This is a genomic window from Pseudomonas chlororaphis subsp. aurantiaca (genome assembly GCF_013466605.1).
In the GTDB taxonomy this organism is placed as follows: Bacteria; Pseudomonadota; Gammaproteobacteria; order Pseudomonadales; family Pseudomonadaceae; genus Aquipseudomonas; species Aquipseudomonas chlororaphis_I.
Genome location: NZ_CP059162.1, coordinates 1,654,844 through 1,668,061 on the forward strand (window position 1 = coordinate 1,654,844; position 13,218 = coordinate 1,668,061).

A 13,218-nucleotide genomic window follows, 5' to 3' on the forward strand; every position below is an offset into this window, starting at 1 on the left:
GTCTAATGAAACCGGACACCCATTTAGGCGAGAATGCTCGCCAGATAGAGGTGTCTGATGACCAAGCAACGTCGTTCCTTTTCCGCTGAATTCAAACGCGAGGCTGCAGCTCTCGTGCTCGATCAAGGCTATAGCCATATCGAGGCCTGCCGCTCGCTCGGGGTGGTCGAGTCCGCGTTGCGTCGCTGGGTTAACCAACTCCAGCAGGAGCGCAGTGGTGTTACTCCGCAGACAAAAGCGCTGACGCCCGAGCAGCAGAAGATCCAGGAGTTGGAAGCCCGGATCGCTCGTCTTGAGCGGGAGAAATCCATTTTAAAAAAGGCTACCGCGCTCTTGATGTCGGAAGAGCACGAGCGCACGCGCTGATTGATCAACTGAGCACCCAAGAGCCGGTTGATTGGCTTTGATATCACTCGTTCGTGCTACTACGCCCACCGCCTCAGATGTCGAACTCCGGACGTTGAACGACTTCGGTTACGCAGTCGAGTCAATGAGTTGTTCACGCAAAGTCGGAGCGCCGCCGGCAGCCGCAGCATTGTGTCGATGATGCAGGAAGATGGCGAGCAAATCGGACGGTTCAAGGTGCGTGGTCTGATGCGGGAGCTGGCGTTAGTCAGCAAACAACCTGGATCACATGCTTACAAACAAGCGACGGTTGAGCGACCGGATATTCCGAACATCTTGAATCGAGAGTTTGAAGTGCCGGCACCCAACCAAGTCTGGTGTGGCGATATCACCTACATCTGGGCCCAAGGGAAATGGCATTATCTGGCTGTCGTGCTGGATCTCTATGCGCGCCGAGTTGTGGGCTGGGCGCTGTCGAGCAAACCGGACGCGGACTTAGTGATCAAGGCTCTGGATATGGCTTACGAGCAGCGTGGCCGGCCTCAAGGACTGCTGTTTCACTCGGATCAGGGCTCGCAATACGGCAGTCGCCAGTTTCGCCAACGGCTCTGGCGTTACCGCATGCGCCAAAGCATGAGCCGTCGTGGAAACTGTTGGGATAATGCGCCGATGGAGCGTGTGTTTCGCAGTTTGAAAACTGAATGGATACCGACCGTGGGCTACATGACGGCTCAAGAGGCGCACCGAGACATCAGTCATTACCTGATGCATCGGTACAACTGGACTCGACCGCACCAGTTCAACGATGGGCTGGCCCCGGCTCAGGCCGAGAAAAAACTTAACGTCGTGTCCGGGATTAGTTGACCACTACAATCTTCAAATGCGGTAAAAAATCTAAGCAACTCTAAACCGATTGACTTTATCTTTGATCCACAAAGTCAAAGATTTATAATGGGTAAAAATCGATTTGGGCATGATGGGATTTTGGATGCAGGAAAAATTCCATCATCTGATAGCATTCTTGGTGGCGGAATTTGGCGAGAAAATGGTGCTCTCCGCACATATGAGTGGAGTGGGCATTATGGAACGAACTGGAATCCTGAACTTCGTGAGCAGTTTAAAAAATTCATGAGTAGTCATGGCGTGGAAGTTGTCCATACTCCAGGAATATCGAGATGAAAGAAAACCTAAAAGTGACGTTTGCTAAGGATCTGGAGGCGCTCGTTATTCCATGGAATAAAAGTCCTCAGTGCGATTCTGAAAAAGCGCAAGATTACTATTGGCTGCCGATTTTTGATTTGTCAGAAGGGCGAGCCAAGGTAGGCATTACCCTTGAAGGGGTGTGGGGGATAGCTAAAGATGGTTGTATTCGAATCTTGTCTGATGAAAGGTCCTATGTTTTCTTGCTTCCTATTCTAGAAAAAAGCCCTTAAGCTGCCTTCTCGTTAATAGCTGAAGGTTTTATAAATATTGGGCTGTCTAGAGGGTATTTAGATTTGTTCCCCTTCGAAGGCGTGATTCTTGCAGCTCTTAAAAGTAATAGTGAATATTGGTCGAGTATGGGGCTGCAATGGGTTGAGTTCTTTGTCAGGACTCCCGAGTTACAAGCTTCTTTAGAGGTTTTAAGCAGGGAAGGCGCTACTCAGAAAGTTCGTCATTGGGCCAAGAAGCTTGCCAGATATAGATAGTTTGGTCTTGTTTGTGTCGTGATCTTCTGAGTGAAGTATGACGTCCCTGAAGTCGATGCGCTGATAGTCAACTAGTTCGGTAATTATCCTTATGGTCAGCGGAATGTTGGATTTTTAAGTGGCTGATAGAGGGTGTCGAAAGGTAAAGCGAGCGACTTTAAGGTTCCCCGCTATTTCTTATGCTAAAAACTATTCCATATTGGTGGCCCTGCCATTTATGGTCTTTCAGGGCCGTTAGGCACAACGATCCGGATTGCTGCCGCAGCTAACGGAGTACTCCAAGCGGGCTATGGTGTAAACCAAGCGCTCAATGGTGATACTTGAAACGCTGTTGGCAATATGGTTGCCGGGGCTCTTGGTGTTGCAAGCCTAGGGATACCTAGGGCGAAGCCGGTTGTGGGAGCTGGGGCAGCGGGGCCGGCAGGGATTTCAGCTACCTCTCCAATAGCTAAGGAGGGCTTAAAAAATGATCTTCTTGCTGCGCAAGCAAGAGACTCACGGATTGGTACAACCTTGCCCGGGGCAAAAGCACCAGTTACTGTAACAGCGGAAAGTAGTATCGGAGGGAAAACCCTGGTTGATACTAACCAGACTGCAAGGCCTACGGTAATAGCTAACCCGAACAAACCAACTTTGATTGCGGATCTGATTCCACCAGGCAAACCAAACTCTACAATGGCTAATGCTCAAGCGGAAATAGGACTAATACAGCAAGCATTCCGACGCGGGTCTGACGCGAGACCAGAATATGACGATAGTCGTCAGAGGTGAGGAGGTGTGTTCATTCTGTAAGTCAAACTTAACTGCCGCTGCTGATCGGTCGGGATTAAATAATCTTAAGGTCGTTGATACAGTAAAAGGGCGAGTTTATGAGTGGGTGCGAGGAAGAGGTTGGGAAGAATGAGTGAGAAGTGTGCTGGTTTATTTTTGGAGTTGTGTGCTCTTGATAATTCGATGAGTCCACCTGCTGAGACTACAGACAGGCCTGTTTGGGAAAGAGTTTGTGCCGCACTTGGAAATGCGTTTGATAATGGCGGATTTGTCTATCTTAGAGTAATTGGTTCTGAATCTTCCTTTGTCAAAGAATTATGCATGAAGTCCTTGCTTGGCCAATATAGGTTAATTGTTCTAACAAATTCTTCTGACCCTAAAGCTGAGCTGCAAGAGTGGTGGGAGCCGGGAGACTCTCCATTTCGAGGAACCGTTCGTTTTGGTGATGATGATTGGGATGCGCGCACGGTGTGTTCGGATCTTTCAGTTGCGCAGGCTATGTTTAGAGAGTTTTTCAATTGTGGGGATCTGCGTACAGGATTACTACATATACGTTCTCAGTGGAACCCAAAACCTTAATCATTAAATGAAATAAGTATCCCCCAGTATTGCTGGGGGATACTTGCTGTCTAGACTAAAATTATTCTTGCAACCGTCGTCCAGTCACATCCATCAAATCGCACCCGTCGCGCAATAAAATGGTGCAGACTAGTGCCAGCTCTTGAAGAACTACTGGTCTAGTGTGTGGTAGTTCAGGCTCCGCAAAGTTTTCCAGCAACTGAGTCACCGCACGAATGCGATAAGCCGCTGCGTCGTGCAGCACATCGACAGGTGCCTGGGTGTCGATCAGCAGGTAGGGGATGTTGCAGTCGTGGCCGGTGATGGGCATGTAGCGGTTCATGGTTTCTATCCTTGTGCCTGTCTGAGTATCGCTACTCATTCGTCGCCAAACGAATGGGTGGCGGCTGTACGCAGGTTGGCGAACCGGCGACACAAGAAACCGGCAGACCCGAAGGTCTCCCGCGCACAGCTGCCATAAAGCCAAGGGCTGCGCTCGCAGCGGCGTATTCTGCCTCATTGCAGAATACGCAGCCTACTTGTGTCTCTCAGGTCGCCAAACCCGGTCGCCATCTGGGCGACCCATCGACTGTAAATCGCACTGTGGTTGGCAGGAATAAGGTGAGTGCACTGTAGGCTGTAGGGCTTTTCTGATTAGCCCAGAAGGAAGCTGTCGGCTTGGTGGGCAGCTCCAATATCCAATAAAACACCCCGTGCGTTTTCCAGAGTACGGCTTCCCGCAAAAGACTCCAGGCAATACTGGCACTTTGCTAAAAGTACCGGGCTCAGATGAGAACTTTCAGCCCCAAGCTCTGTTACCATTCGGCGCGCACATCCACTAGGCAGGGCCTGTGGCGGCTGTTTCAGCGGTTCTGCCCGCTGTCTGTCTCGGGTAACGCCCTGCGCGGGATGTGCACGCAAAGCCTCCAGATTTCCAGGCGGCATCGTCTCTTTCGCGATGCTTTCGATGCTCCTGTCTGTACCCGATTCCGAGGGGTGGAAGCCCCTTCGCTTATTCACCTGTCAAAGGATGATGGAGCTTTTGAACCAAGGCTCCACACTGGGAATACGCTCATGAACTACCTCGAACGCTCCATGTCCGCCCTTCGCTCGGTCGGTATCAATTTTCCCACCCAGGATGCACCCGTGCTGGCGTTGCTGGACAAGGTGGCGGTGTATGACGCCAACCGGGTGACCAATATCGCCGCCACCCTGCAACAGTCCACGGTCTTTAATGCCTCGGTGCGCGACAAGCTGCAGAGCATGGATATCAGTACCCGGTATGCCGACATCGCCGCCAGTTTCGATTCGATCCAGGCCGACGCGCAGCAGATGATGGAGTGGATGGCCGACGGCAAGCTGCAATTCTCCGAGCGTATCCAGCTGGCCTGGCTGAACATGCGCCGTGGATCGATTCCGGATCGCTTCGAGGACATTCGCAAGCATTATCTGGCGGTGGCCAAGTCGGCCAATGAGCAGATCCAGTTGGAAACCCTGATCCTGGAGGCTTACCAGGACTATCGGCTGGCCATGAAGACGGCCGAGGTCGATGCCTGTGAGGTGCAGAAAGTGGCGCAGGCGCAGCTCGATGCCGGGCGTAAAACCCTGGCGGATGTCGGCGCGGCGCTTGAGGTGGCCGAGCTTGAGGCGGCCGAGCGGGTGAAGCTGGAGTTGGCGCGGGATGTGGCGCTGCGCAATCTGCAGGACGAGGACAAGCGTTACCAGATCATCACCGACATCGCCGATCAGCTGAAGGCGGCCTACAACGCAGCCGAGCTGGTGTTTGCGCGTTTGAGCCAGTACCACTCGGTGAAGGAGCGCTTGTACCAGCGTGCCGTAAGCTTTTTCGCCACCAATGAGATCGTGCTCACCGGCCTGGCGGCGGGCTTCACGTCCTCCGGCGGGCTGGCTGAAGTCACCAATACCCTTAATGCGATGAACGAGGGGATCAACTCCAGTCTCGAGGCGCAGGCCAAAGTGGGCGGGGAGCAGCTCAATGCCGCGCTGAAGGCGGGCTACGGTACCAACCTGAAGGTCAGTTCGGTCAAAGCGCTGGCCGAGGCCGTGGTGGAGTTCCAGGCCAGCAGCCTGAGCCTGATCCAGGAGTTGCGCAAGGAGTCTTCTGCGGCGGCGGCCGAGATCGAGTCGATCACCGAGGACAGCAAGCGTCGTTTCAGCGCGCTCCTGCAAAAGGGGCTCTGAGGTGAGCCAGGTTTCCCTCACCGAACAGATGGGGGCCATGGCCCTCATCGATGAGCTGCGGCACAGCCAGGCCGAGGTGCAGAAACATCTGGACCTGCCCAGGCACCGGCAGTTGGTGGCTGAACGGATTCGCGAGTTCTATCGATCCCGGGGGATCGAGGTCGAGGATGCTCTGGTCGAGGAGGGCGTGCGAAGTTTCTTTGCCACTCGACTGACCTACGAGGCCCAGCCGATGGGCCCATGGTCGAAATGCTTGGCGCAGGCCTATATCACTCGTGCTCAATGGCTGATGCCCCTGGCGGTGTTCTCGATCGTGAGCCTGGGCGCGATTTTCATGGCGCGGCCGGTAGCCGATTTTTTTGCCGGGGTGCGCCTGCAGGCCACCCAGACTCAGGTGGATCAGGCACGGGCCCAGGCCGATGCTCGGGGCGTGCAGTTGGATCGCCTGGAAAAACGCCTGTCGGGCCTTGAGTCGGAGGCGTTGGCCAACAATGTGCCGGCCGCGGTCCGGCTGCTTAAACCTGTCCATGAGGCACTGGAGAAGGTTCGCCTGGCGCAGCCGGTCAGCCTGCCGCCCAAAGTCACCGCACAGAGCCGGGCCGAGGATGCCGCGCTGGCGGTTTCGGTGACTGAAAACCTGAAGAAGGAGGCTGCCGACCTGCAGGCGCTGGAGCCTCAGCTGAACACGGTTGCGCAGCTTCTGGCGGCGGATACCAAGTTGAAAACCCAGGTGACGGCTGGGTCGTTCGCGGTGCTCGGCACGACCTATCCGGCGCTTGCCGCCGCGGCAACCAAGGCGCGCTCCGCATTGGATCAGGCCGACACCCAAGGCCTGCCGGCGGTCCAGTCGGCGCTTGGCCAGCTGGATGCGCTGGTAACGCAAACAAGCGTGGTCAGCCCCTATCTCACGCAGTTGCAAGAGGCCCGGGGCAACCTGCGCAAGATGGGCTTGAGCAAGGTGGATGCCGAGCAGTTCCAACCCTTGTTCGCCAAGGTCGATCAGGCCGTCAAGGATATGAATACGGCGGCTGCCGAGCATGGCCTACAGGAGATCGAACGATTGCGGACCGTCGCGGCCACGCCCTTGACCCTGGAAGTGGTCAGCCGCACCGGCGAGAAGTCGATGATCGAACGCAACTATGATCCGACTGGAGGCAAGACCTGGTATCTGCTGACCGAGGCGAGCGATGCCTCAGGCAATGTGGTCCCGGTCCCCATCACCAGCATCGAGAGCGGGGAGCGGCGTTATGCCTCGATCTTTGGCGTGCGCGTCAGCCAGGCAACCTATCAGGCAGCCAAGAATGACAAGCTTCTGGATGGTCATGTCGATGATCGCTTGATGGGTAAAAAGGCGGCCAACTCGTTGACCTTCACCTTTGTTAAAGGGCCTGTCAAAACCAAACCTGATTACATCCTGGAGTGGTAATGAACTCGAGCAGCATGATTGCGTCCCTTGGCGAGAACTCTCGGCGATACGAGGCCGAACTGCGTAGGTTCCAGCTCGAGTTGTCCAATGCCCACGAGCAGGAGCTGCGCCTGCAACAGCAGATCGCTGACGTATTTCCACAGATCGCCAGTGTTCAATTGGCCGGTGGGGCTCAGCTGTCGGGCGAGGTTCAGCGTTTGCTGGACCAGCGGGAGCGGAGCGAGTCCGGGTTGCGTGAGCAATTGGCGGTGGCGGAGGCGGGGGTTGCCAAGCACTTGCAGGAGATGTCGACGGTTTCCCAGGAAATCGAGGCCCTCGTTGCCGATGTCGACCGGCAGTTGACGGTAGATCCAGCGTACCAACAGCAAGCCGCGATCCTCGCGGAGGCTGTCGAGCGTTGCAACGAGGCAGCTGCGTCTTACCAGGAGCTGCGTGATGAATGTCGCGGCAAGCTTCGGGCCTTTCAGACCGAGCCTCTGTACCTCTACCTGAAGGGGCGCGGGTTCGGTACGGATCGTTATGTTGGCCGGACGTTTTTTCGGGAGTTGGATCGGTGGATTGCCCGCCTGTGCAATTTCCCGCAGAACAGTGCGATCGAGCAGAGCCTTCTGGCCATGCAGGAAGCCAATGAAGGAACTCAGTGGCAACGGGACAGCCACCGGGCCGTTCAGGAGGCCGAGCTGGCGCGGTTGTATCAGCAAGCCCTGGCTGGCACCCTGTTGTCGGTGCTGGAGGCGCGCCTGAAGACGGAGCGCGAGGCCGTGGAGGCCGGCAAGGCTCAGGCCAATGCCGTTCATGAGCGCCTGGGGCTGTTCGTCTCCAAGGGGGACGAGCATTTTGCTCAGGTTGCTGAGCTGTTGTCCCGGCAATTGGCCGAGATGAGTGATGCCAAGCTTGAGCACCTGGCCGGGCAGACAGCGACGCCGCAGGACGACGAGCTGGTGCAGAGGGTGCGTGATTTACGCGCTGAACTCGATGATCTGCGGTTGCGCGTGCCGTTCCTGGAGATGAAGTGCAGGGATACCGAGCGCGACTATGCGAGAGCCAAGCAGCTTGAGCGTGAACTGCAGTCGAGTGGGTCTATCAGCGGTAGCTACAGCTACTCCGCAAGTATGAATCTTGACTCTCTGGTTGCCGGGTTCATGCAGGGCGCGCTGTCCCTCTCCCAGGTGGCGAATGAGGTGGGGAGCCATCGCCGCGCAAGCAGGCCGGCCCCGAGCTTTTGGAGCGGCGGTTCCAGCGGCAGCTCGAGTAGCCGTTCCAGCAGTCGCCCGAGCAGTTCCGCAAGTAGTAGCTCAGGTTCCAGCTCAAGTTCCAGCAGCTCGTTCAGCTCCTCCCGATCGACGGGCGGCGGGTTCTCTACCAGCGACAGCCTCTAGACCGAGTATTCCTGAGACGCAAAAAAACGGGGCAGCACAAGCTGCCCCGTATCGTTTCGCCCAAGCCCAGCGCGGCTTACAACGCCTTCACCGGAATACAGATCTCACACTCCAATTCCCCCGTCTTCATGTCGTATTTCGCGTCCACCGGATAACGCTCGAACGCCGGTCGGGCGTCGAACTGCATGCCGCTCTTGGGCAGCCAGTCGCGGCACAGTTCGGTCCAGGCGTCGGCGATGTCGGGGCCTTTGCCCTGGTAGTGGGCGACGGCGTAGAGGCCGCCGAGCAGGGTGGTGACGACGGCGGGGGCGCTGGCCTTGAAGTCGGCGGGGACTTCGACGCAGGCGTCGTAGCGGCATTTTTCCGGTGGGGTGAGGTAGGGATCGTCGTGGCCGATGCCGTAGCGCACGCGGCCCAGCAGGCCGTTTTCGACCATCCAGGGGGCGACGGTGTCGCGCCAGAAGGTGCCGATGCCCGGCCCGTAGGGGCCGATGTAGCGCAGGTAGGCGACGCGGACTGGAGGCAGTTCCTTGAGAGTGACGTTCATCGTGAGTTCCTTCAGGTGGATGAAGGCGTCAGGATCGTCGAAGGCCGGGATGTGCGTCTGATCAGGATTGCTCAATTCGCGCAGGCGCCGTTCGCGGACGTCGCTGAGGCGTCGGTGCCAGCGTTTGGGTTCAGTGCTGCGCCAGGTGCTCGGGGTGACCGAGAAATGCTGCTTGAACGCCCGGGAGAACGCTTCGCCGGAGCTGAAGCCGACCTCCAGCGCCACTTCCAGGATGCTCAACTCCGGATGGCTGGCCAGCTGATAGGCGGCACAGGCCAGGCGGCGCCGGCGCAGGTAGTCGCCCAGGGTTTCGCCGACCCAGGCGGTGAACAGGCGATGGAAGTGAAAGGGCGAAAAATGCGCGACCTGCGCGAGTTCGGCCAGCTCCAGCGGCTGGTCCAGGTGTTGGTCGATATGCTCCAGCACCCGGTTCATGCGTTGGGTGTATTCGTGGAGGCTGTGGTAGGCGGGGCTCATGGAGCCAAGTTTAGCCGGGGGCCAGGCCACGGGTTTGTGCCGGCCGGGTTTTTTCCGTCGGCCGGACGAACGTGATGGCGAGCCGGCTCTATAGCAGCAGGCTGGCTCGCGATCGCCGTCTAGCGCTCAGGAATCGCCATGGCAGCAACTGGCGGCCGGTTTGTCGTCATAACGATCATGGTGCCTGACCCAGTCCATGATCTGCTCTTCGTTGCGCCCCTTGGGCGTCAGGTCCAGGTAGTTGTAGGCCCCCACCAGCAGGTCCAGGCCACGAGCGTAGGTGGAGTAGGTGTGGAAGATCTCACCGTCTTCATTGCGGTAGAACACGCTGAGGCCGGGCAGCTCTTCTTCGGCGCCGTCGGTTTTTTCGTAGTTGTAGGTGGCGGTGCCGGCGGCGACCTCGTCGGCCCGGGCGCAGACCCCGAAGTCGTAGTTGAAATCACAGCCGGCGGACGAGACCCAGTCGAACTTCCAGCCCATGCGCCGCTTGAAGGCCTGGAACTCGGCGAAGGGTGCGTGGGACACCGCCACCAGCGCGATGTCGTGGTGGGCCAGGTGCTGGTTGGCACCGTCGATATGGTCGGAGAGGAAGGAGCAGCCCGGGCAACCTTCGTCCCAGCCTTCGGCGAACATGAAGTGGTAGACCACCAACTGGCTGCGACCGCCGAACAGGTCGGCCAGGCTCAGTTCGCCGTGGGGACCCTGGAAGCGGTAGGGCTTGTCGATTTTCACCCAGGGCAGGGCGCGCCGCTCGGCGCTGAGCTGGTCGCGCTGGCGGGTGAACGCCTTTTCGTGAATCAGGTGCTGCTTGCGGGCCTGTATCCATTGTTCCCGGGATACGACCGGATGATCGTTGAGGTGCATGACGTCTTCTCCTGCGGCAAAGGTGGCGCGGCGACAGTGCCTACACAGGCTAGTCGTTTCGCCCACGGGCAAATCGACAGTCGCCGGACGGTTCCGCCCAACGGTCGCCCGCCTGCTCGACGCCGCTGAACGGCTACCGGTGGCGCCTGTCACAACCTGGGTACAGGCATCTCTCTTTTTCATGAATGGAGGCGGAACAGGATGACGACTTATAACTGGGATCTGATCGAACGATTGCTGCACGAAGTGCAGAACGGCGCGGGCCACAGTTTCACGCCGCGGCCTTATGCCGAGCAGCATGCCGCGGCCAAGGCGGCCGAGGGTGAACCCACAGGCAATCTGGATGAGCTGAAAAGCACCGCCGCCGCGTACGAAAAACTGTTGCTGGACCGGGGGTTCATCGAGCCGCGTCCCGAGGAGGAAGGCGGCAACGGTGAGAACTTCAGGCTGACGCCGCGTGGTTCCAGCCTGCTGTGCATGATCGACAGCTGCATTCCGGGCAACGATCACCCGCGCCAGGTGCTGGACGAACAGGCCGATGCGCTGGAGCCGACGGTGTTCGATGAGCTGGCGAGCAAGGCGCAGATTGCCTGACGCGTATCACGAACATCACGAGCAAGCTCGCTGCTGCGGGGGACATGCCTTGCAGCAGCGAGCGCGTTGGCGCAGGCCGCGCCGGGCGTTACTTCTGGCGTGCCGTCCTCATGCATTTCAATGCCTCGAACTCATCGCGCACATTCTGCAGCTTGTTGCGCAGATGCTCGCGCTGGGTTGGCGTGCTTTGGGCCATCACGTCCACCAGCAGGTTGCGCGACGCCTGTTCGCTGTTGGCATAGGCTTGGCGATAAGCCGGTGTCCAGAAGCTTTCGCGATCCACCAGCAGGCGTTCGATGCGTTTGTCGAAGTCACTGTTCTGGCGTTGTTCCAGCGCGGCACTGAACTGCGCCTGCCAGTTGGCCCGGTTGGCGAGCCAGAGCTGGTTCTGTTCGCCGAGGGACGTTGACCAGTCCGTCACCCGCCGGGCCTGCTCGGGCGTGAGGGGGCCGAGCCAGGTAGTCAGGCGTTTGTCCATGCGTTGGGCGCGCAGCCTGATCTGTTGTTCCAGTGGCCGCTTGAGGTATTTGCTGCGGCGTTGGCGCATGTCCTTGGCGAAGGCCGCCTTCATTTCCGCGACCTGTCGGTCGTCCAGGCCCCGCAGCAACTCGATGGCCGAAGGCGCGATCGCGCGGGCGGTCTGGGCAATGGCCTGCTTGGCTTCGCGGGTGAACTCTTGCAGTTCGGCATCGTTGACCTGATTGCGCTCGACCACCTGCTGCAGGCGGTCCAGGTAGGCCAGGTAGCCGGGCAATTGCGTGCTGCAATGCCAGCTCAGGTGTTCCTTGAGGCGCTCGTTGAACCAGATTTTCTGCTCGCGGTTCATTTCCAGGTAGTCGTTGAGCGTCCAGGGAATGATTACATCGAGGTTGCGGTAAGCCAGGCCGACCCGATTGCAGGAGGTCAGCACCAGGCTCAACAGCACGAGCAGGGTGAGGTGTTGCAGCCGGCGAGACATGGCAAGTCCTTGCGAAGGCCTGGGTTTGTAAGGCATGGGTTTCTTATCTGAACCCGGAATGCTTCCGGCAGTTCAGCCGCTCAATAGAACGAGTGCTCGGCCTTGAAGGTGAGCAGACCGTCGCATTGCGCGTTATGTCCAGAATAGGCCGAACAATCGCTGCCATTGAGGTTGGAGTCGCTGTAGATCAGTTTCAGGTCGATGCCCATCCAGGGGCGGGAGAACTTGATCGACCAGTCGTTGAAGCTGCTGACATAGCCGCTGCTCACCGAAACCGGGTTGCCCAGCTGATGAGTGGTGTACTTGATGCTGACGCCGATGCCGAAAGGCTGGTTGCCGCCCAGGTCGGCGAACAGGGTGCTGTTGCGCTTGTCCGGCTCCTGGCTGAACGCGGCGCCGAAGCGGCTGCCCAGCAGCGTCAGGCCGCCGTAGAACTCCTGGCTGTCCTGCGGGGCCAGTTGCGGGTAGTTGTACTGGATCATCCCCACTTCATAACCCAGGGTCTTATCGAAGGGGCGCTTGAAGCCCAGGTAGGAGTCCACTTCCAGGTCGCTCTCGCCCAGGCCCATGCTCGGCGACCACTGGCCGATATACCAGCCGCTGTCGTGGGTCAGGTCCAGGCCGCCATGGAACGAACCGGTGGCCGAGGGGTTGACCAGGCCCTGGGCCATGCTGCGGCTCGGGGTGCTGCTGAGCTTGAGGTCGAAGTCCCCCAGTTCGCGCTGGAAGATCTGCCCGTGGACCAAGGGGCTGGCGAGAAGGCTGGCAAGCAGCACATGAGAGGGTTTGAGCATGCTTCACTCCATGAAACGCGAGGAGCAGGAACCGCGGAACCTACTGAAATGCTCGATCTAGAGGTGTGAAAGGATACCGGCGAAACCTCGGGGATGAGGGCCGTTCGTCGATTTTTACGGGAGGGGAGGGCTCAGGACTCTAGTCCTAGCGCTTTGAGGCTCAAAGCGCATAGGGACCAGGAGGTGTTGCGGGGGATTACTTCTTGCCCAGGCTGATCTGCTTGGACGGGCCGAAAGTCTGGCCGCTGACGCCTTTGGCAATTTGCTGGATCTCGCCGCCGGATTTCAGGAAAGCAGCAATTTGATCGTTGATCGATTCGCTGGTTTCAACGGCTGGAGCTGGCTTTGCTTTGCTGTTGGATGCTTTTACACGCATGGCGGCCATTAACCTTCAGAAAATTAATTTGGCCAGCCATCATACATGAAATGCTTGATAATTGCTTGGTAAATATCCTCCTGAAATAACAGCGGAAACTCCCGAATAATCCTAAGTTGATCTCGGGAATATCCCCATAAGCTGCTGTTTTAAATAAAGACAATGGCGCAAACAAAGGCTTGCTCGGCGGCGCTGAGGCAAAAGTCGCTGCTGGTTGGCCTGACGGGCGGAGCCGGTTG

15 protein-coding genes and 1 pseudogene are annotated in these 13,218 nt (G+C 58.0%); 10 read left to right on the plus strand and 6 right to left on the minus strand.

What is annotated here, in order from left to right:
* Positions 1 to 57: 57 nt before the first annotated feature.
* The 6 genes and pseudogenes from H0I86_RS07520 to H0I86_RS07535 all read left to right on the plus strand — a co-directional run bounded on the left by H0I86_RS07520 (position 58) and on the right by H0I86_RS07535 (position 3,383).
* A pseudogene (locus H0I86_RS07520) lies at positions 58 to 1,209 on the plus strand (IS3 family transposase).
* A gap of 57 nt (positions 1,210 to 1,266) precedes the next feature.
* Entirely contained in the window at positions 1,267 to 1,524 is a 258-nt protein-coding gene (locus H0I86_RS07525; RefSeq protein WP_258019454.1) for a polymorphic toxin type 43 domain-containing protein, read from the plus strand.
* The gene (locus H0I86_RS07530) at positions 1,521 to 1,778 is read left to right on the plus strand and encodes a hypothetical protein (protein WP_180924562.1); all 258 of its coding nucleotides are present in this window, start codon (positions 1,521 to 1,523) and stop codon (positions 1,776 to 1,778) included. The genes H0I86_RS07525 and H0I86_RS07530 overlap by 4 nt, the downstream gene beginning before the upstream one ends.
* A gap of 594 nt (positions 1,779 to 2,372) precedes the next feature.
* A complete protein-coding gene (locus tag H0I86_RS32650) occupies positions 2,373 to 2,804 on the plus strand; it encodes a cytidine deaminase-like fold-containing protein (RefSeq protein WP_444547652.1) in 432 nt (143 codons plus the stop codon).
* Positions 2,782 to 2,937: a cytidine deaminase-like fold-containing protein gene (locus tag H0I86_RS32655; protein ID WP_444547653.1), complete on the plus strand. Its 156-nt coding sequence runs from the start codon at positions 2,782 to 2,784 to the stop codon at positions 2,935 to 2,937. Before H0I86_RS32650 ends, H0I86_RS32655 begins: the two co-directional genes overlap by 23 nt.
* A complete protein-coding gene (locus tag H0I86_RS07535) occupies positions 2,934 to 3,383 on the plus strand; it encodes a DUF6911 family protein (protein ID WP_180924563.1) in 450 nt (149 codons plus the stop codon). The genes H0I86_RS32655 and H0I86_RS07535 overlap by 4 nt, the downstream gene beginning before the upstream one ends.
* A 61-nt stretch (positions 3,384 to 3,444) precedes the next feature.
* Here the strand turns inward: H0I86_RS07535 and H0I86_RS07540 are convergent, their stop codons facing one another.
* Positions 3,445 to 3,705, minus strand: coding sequence for a hypothetical protein (locus H0I86_RS07540; RefSeq protein ID WP_180924564.1), 261 nt, complete (start codon positions 3,703 to 3,705; stop codon positions 3,445 to 3,447).
* Positions 3,706 to 4,457: 752 nt separating this feature from the next.
* On the opposite strand from H0I86_RS07540, the gene H0I86_RS07550 reads away from it, so the two are divergent.
* Genes H0I86_RS07550 through H0I86_RS07560 form a run of 3 tightly spaced genes read left to right on the plus strand, consistent with a single transcriptional unit; the run spans position 4,458 to position 8,369 of the window.
* Positions 4,458 to 5,564 carry an RLV_5639 family protein gene (locus H0I86_RS07550; RefSeq protein ID WP_506551577.1) on the plus strand — a complete coding sequence of 369 codons (1,107 nt, stop codon included), beginning with the start codon at positions 4,458 to 4,460 and terminating at the stop codon, positions 5,562 to 5,564.
* Between the two features lies 1 nt (position 5,565).
* Positions 5,566 to 6,990 (plus strand): DUF6384 family protein, encoded by a 1,425-nt coding sequence (locus H0I86_RS07555; protein ID WP_180924566.1) that lies wholly within the window; start codon positions 5,566 to 5,568, stop codon positions 6,988 to 6,990.
* Positions 6,990 to 8,369 carry a coiled-coil domain-containing protein gene (locus H0I86_RS07560; protein WP_180924567.1) on the plus strand — a complete coding sequence of 460 codons (1,380 nt, stop codon included), beginning with the start codon at positions 6,990 to 6,992 and terminating at the stop codon, positions 8,367 to 8,369. The genes H0I86_RS07555 and H0I86_RS07560 overlap by 1 nt, the downstream gene beginning before the upstream one ends.
* Before the next feature lie 76 nt (positions 8,370 to 8,445).
* Here the strand turns inward: H0I86_RS07560 and H0I86_RS07565 are convergent, their stop codons facing one another.
* Positions 8,446 to 9,393 carry an AraC family transcriptional regulator gene (locus tag H0I86_RS07565; RefSeq protein WP_180924568.1) on the minus strand — a complete coding sequence of 316 codons (948 nt, stop codon included), beginning with the start codon at positions 9,391 to 9,393 and terminating at the stop codon, positions 8,446 to 8,448.
* Between the two features lie 126 nt (positions 9,394 to 9,519).
* Complete coding sequence (locus H0I86_RS07570) at positions 9,520 to 10,257, minus strand: DUF899 domain-containing protein (RefSeq protein ID WP_180924569.1); 738 nt, start codon at positions 10,255 to 10,257, stop codon at positions 9,520 to 9,522.
* 201 nt (positions 10,258 to 10,458) lie between these two features.
* Here H0I86_RS07570 and H0I86_RS07575 point away from each other — a divergent pair, with 201 nt between their 5' ends.
* Positions 10,459 to 10,851: a transcriptional regulator gene (locus tag H0I86_RS07575; RefSeq protein ID WP_180924570.1), complete on the plus strand. Its 393-nt coding sequence runs from the start codon at positions 10,459 to 10,461 to the stop codon at positions 10,849 to 10,851.
* A gap of 88 nt (positions 10,852 to 10,939) precedes the next feature.
* Here H0I86_RS07575 and H0I86_RS07580 read toward each other — a convergent pair whose 3' ends face one another.
* The 3 genes from H0I86_RS07580 to H0I86_RS07590 form a co-directional block, all read right to left on the minus strand.
* Positions 10,940 to 11,809: a DUF6279 family lipoprotein gene (locus tag H0I86_RS07580; RefSeq protein ID WP_180924571.1), complete on the minus strand. Its 870-nt coding sequence runs from the start codon at positions 11,807 to 11,809 to the stop codon at positions 10,940 to 10,942.
* A gap of 80 nt (positions 11,810 to 11,889) precedes the next feature.
* Entirely contained in the window at positions 11,890 to 12,603 is a 714-nt protein-coding gene (locus tag H0I86_RS07585) for a TorF family putative porin (protein WP_180924572.1), read from the minus strand.
* A gap of 196 nt (positions 12,604 to 12,799) precedes the next feature.
* Entirely contained in the window at positions 12,800 to 12,988 is a 189-nt protein-coding gene (locus tag H0I86_RS07590) for a PFL_1563 family small protein (RefSeq protein WP_016702300.1), read from the minus strand.
* Between the last annotated feature and the right edge of the window lie 230 nt (positions 12,989 to 13,218).

Excerpts from the sequence above, each read along its gene's own strand:
- H0I86_RS07550 (WP_506551577.1), top strand. The coding sequence starts at position 4,458 with ATGTCCGCCCTTCGCTCGGTCGGTATCAATTTTCCCACCCAGGATGCA.
- H0I86_RS32655 (WP_444547653.1), top strand. The coding sequence starts at position 2,782 with ATGACGATAGTCGTCAGAGGTGAGGAGGTGTGTTCATTCTGTAAGTCA.
- H0I86_RS07585 (WP_180924572.1), bottom strand. The coding sequence starts at position 12,603 with ATGCTCAAACCCTCTCATGTGCTGCTTGCCAGCCTTCTCGCCAGCCCC.
- H0I86_RS32650 (WP_444547652.1), top strand. The coding sequence starts at position 2,373 with ATGGTTGCCGGGGCTCTTGGTGTTGCAAGCCTAGGGATACCTAGGGCG.
- H0I86_RS07565 (WP_180924568.1), bottom strand. The coding sequence starts at position 9,393 with ATGAGCCCCGCCTACCACAGCCTCCACGAATACACCCAACGCATGAAC.
- H0I86_RS07540 (WP_180924564.1), bottom strand. The coding sequence starts at position 3,705 with ATGAACCGCTACATGCCCATCACCGGCCACGACTGCAACATCCCCTAC.
- H0I86_RS07575 (WP_180924570.1), top strand. The coding sequence starts at position 10,459 with ATGACGACTTATAACTGGGATCTGATCGAACGATTGCTGCACGAAGTG.
- H0I86_RS07580 (WP_180924571.1), bottom strand. The coding sequence starts at position 11,809 with ATGTCTCGCCGGCTGCAACACCTCACCCTGCTCGTGCTGTTGAGCCTG.
- H0I86_RS07535 (WP_180924563.1), top strand. The coding sequence starts at position 2,934 with ATGAGTGAGAAGTGTGCTGGTTTATTTTTGGAGTTGTGTGCTCTTGAT.
- H0I86_RS07590 (WP_016702300.1), bottom strand. The coding sequence starts at position 12,988 with ATGGCCGCCATGCGTGTAAAAGCATCCAACAGCAAAGCAAAGCCAGCT.
- H0I86_RS07560 (WP_180924567.1), top strand. The coding sequence starts at position 6,990 with ATGAACTCGAGCAGCATGATTGCGTCCCTTGGCGAGAACTCTCGGCGA.
- H0I86_RS07570 (WP_180924569.1), bottom strand. The coding sequence starts at position 10,257 with ATGCACCTCAACGATCATCCGGTCGTATCCCGGGAACAATGGATACAG.
- H0I86_RS07530 (WP_180924562.1), top strand. The coding sequence starts at position 1,521 with ATGAAAGAAAACCTAAAAGTGACGTTTGCTAAGGATCTGGAGGCGCTC.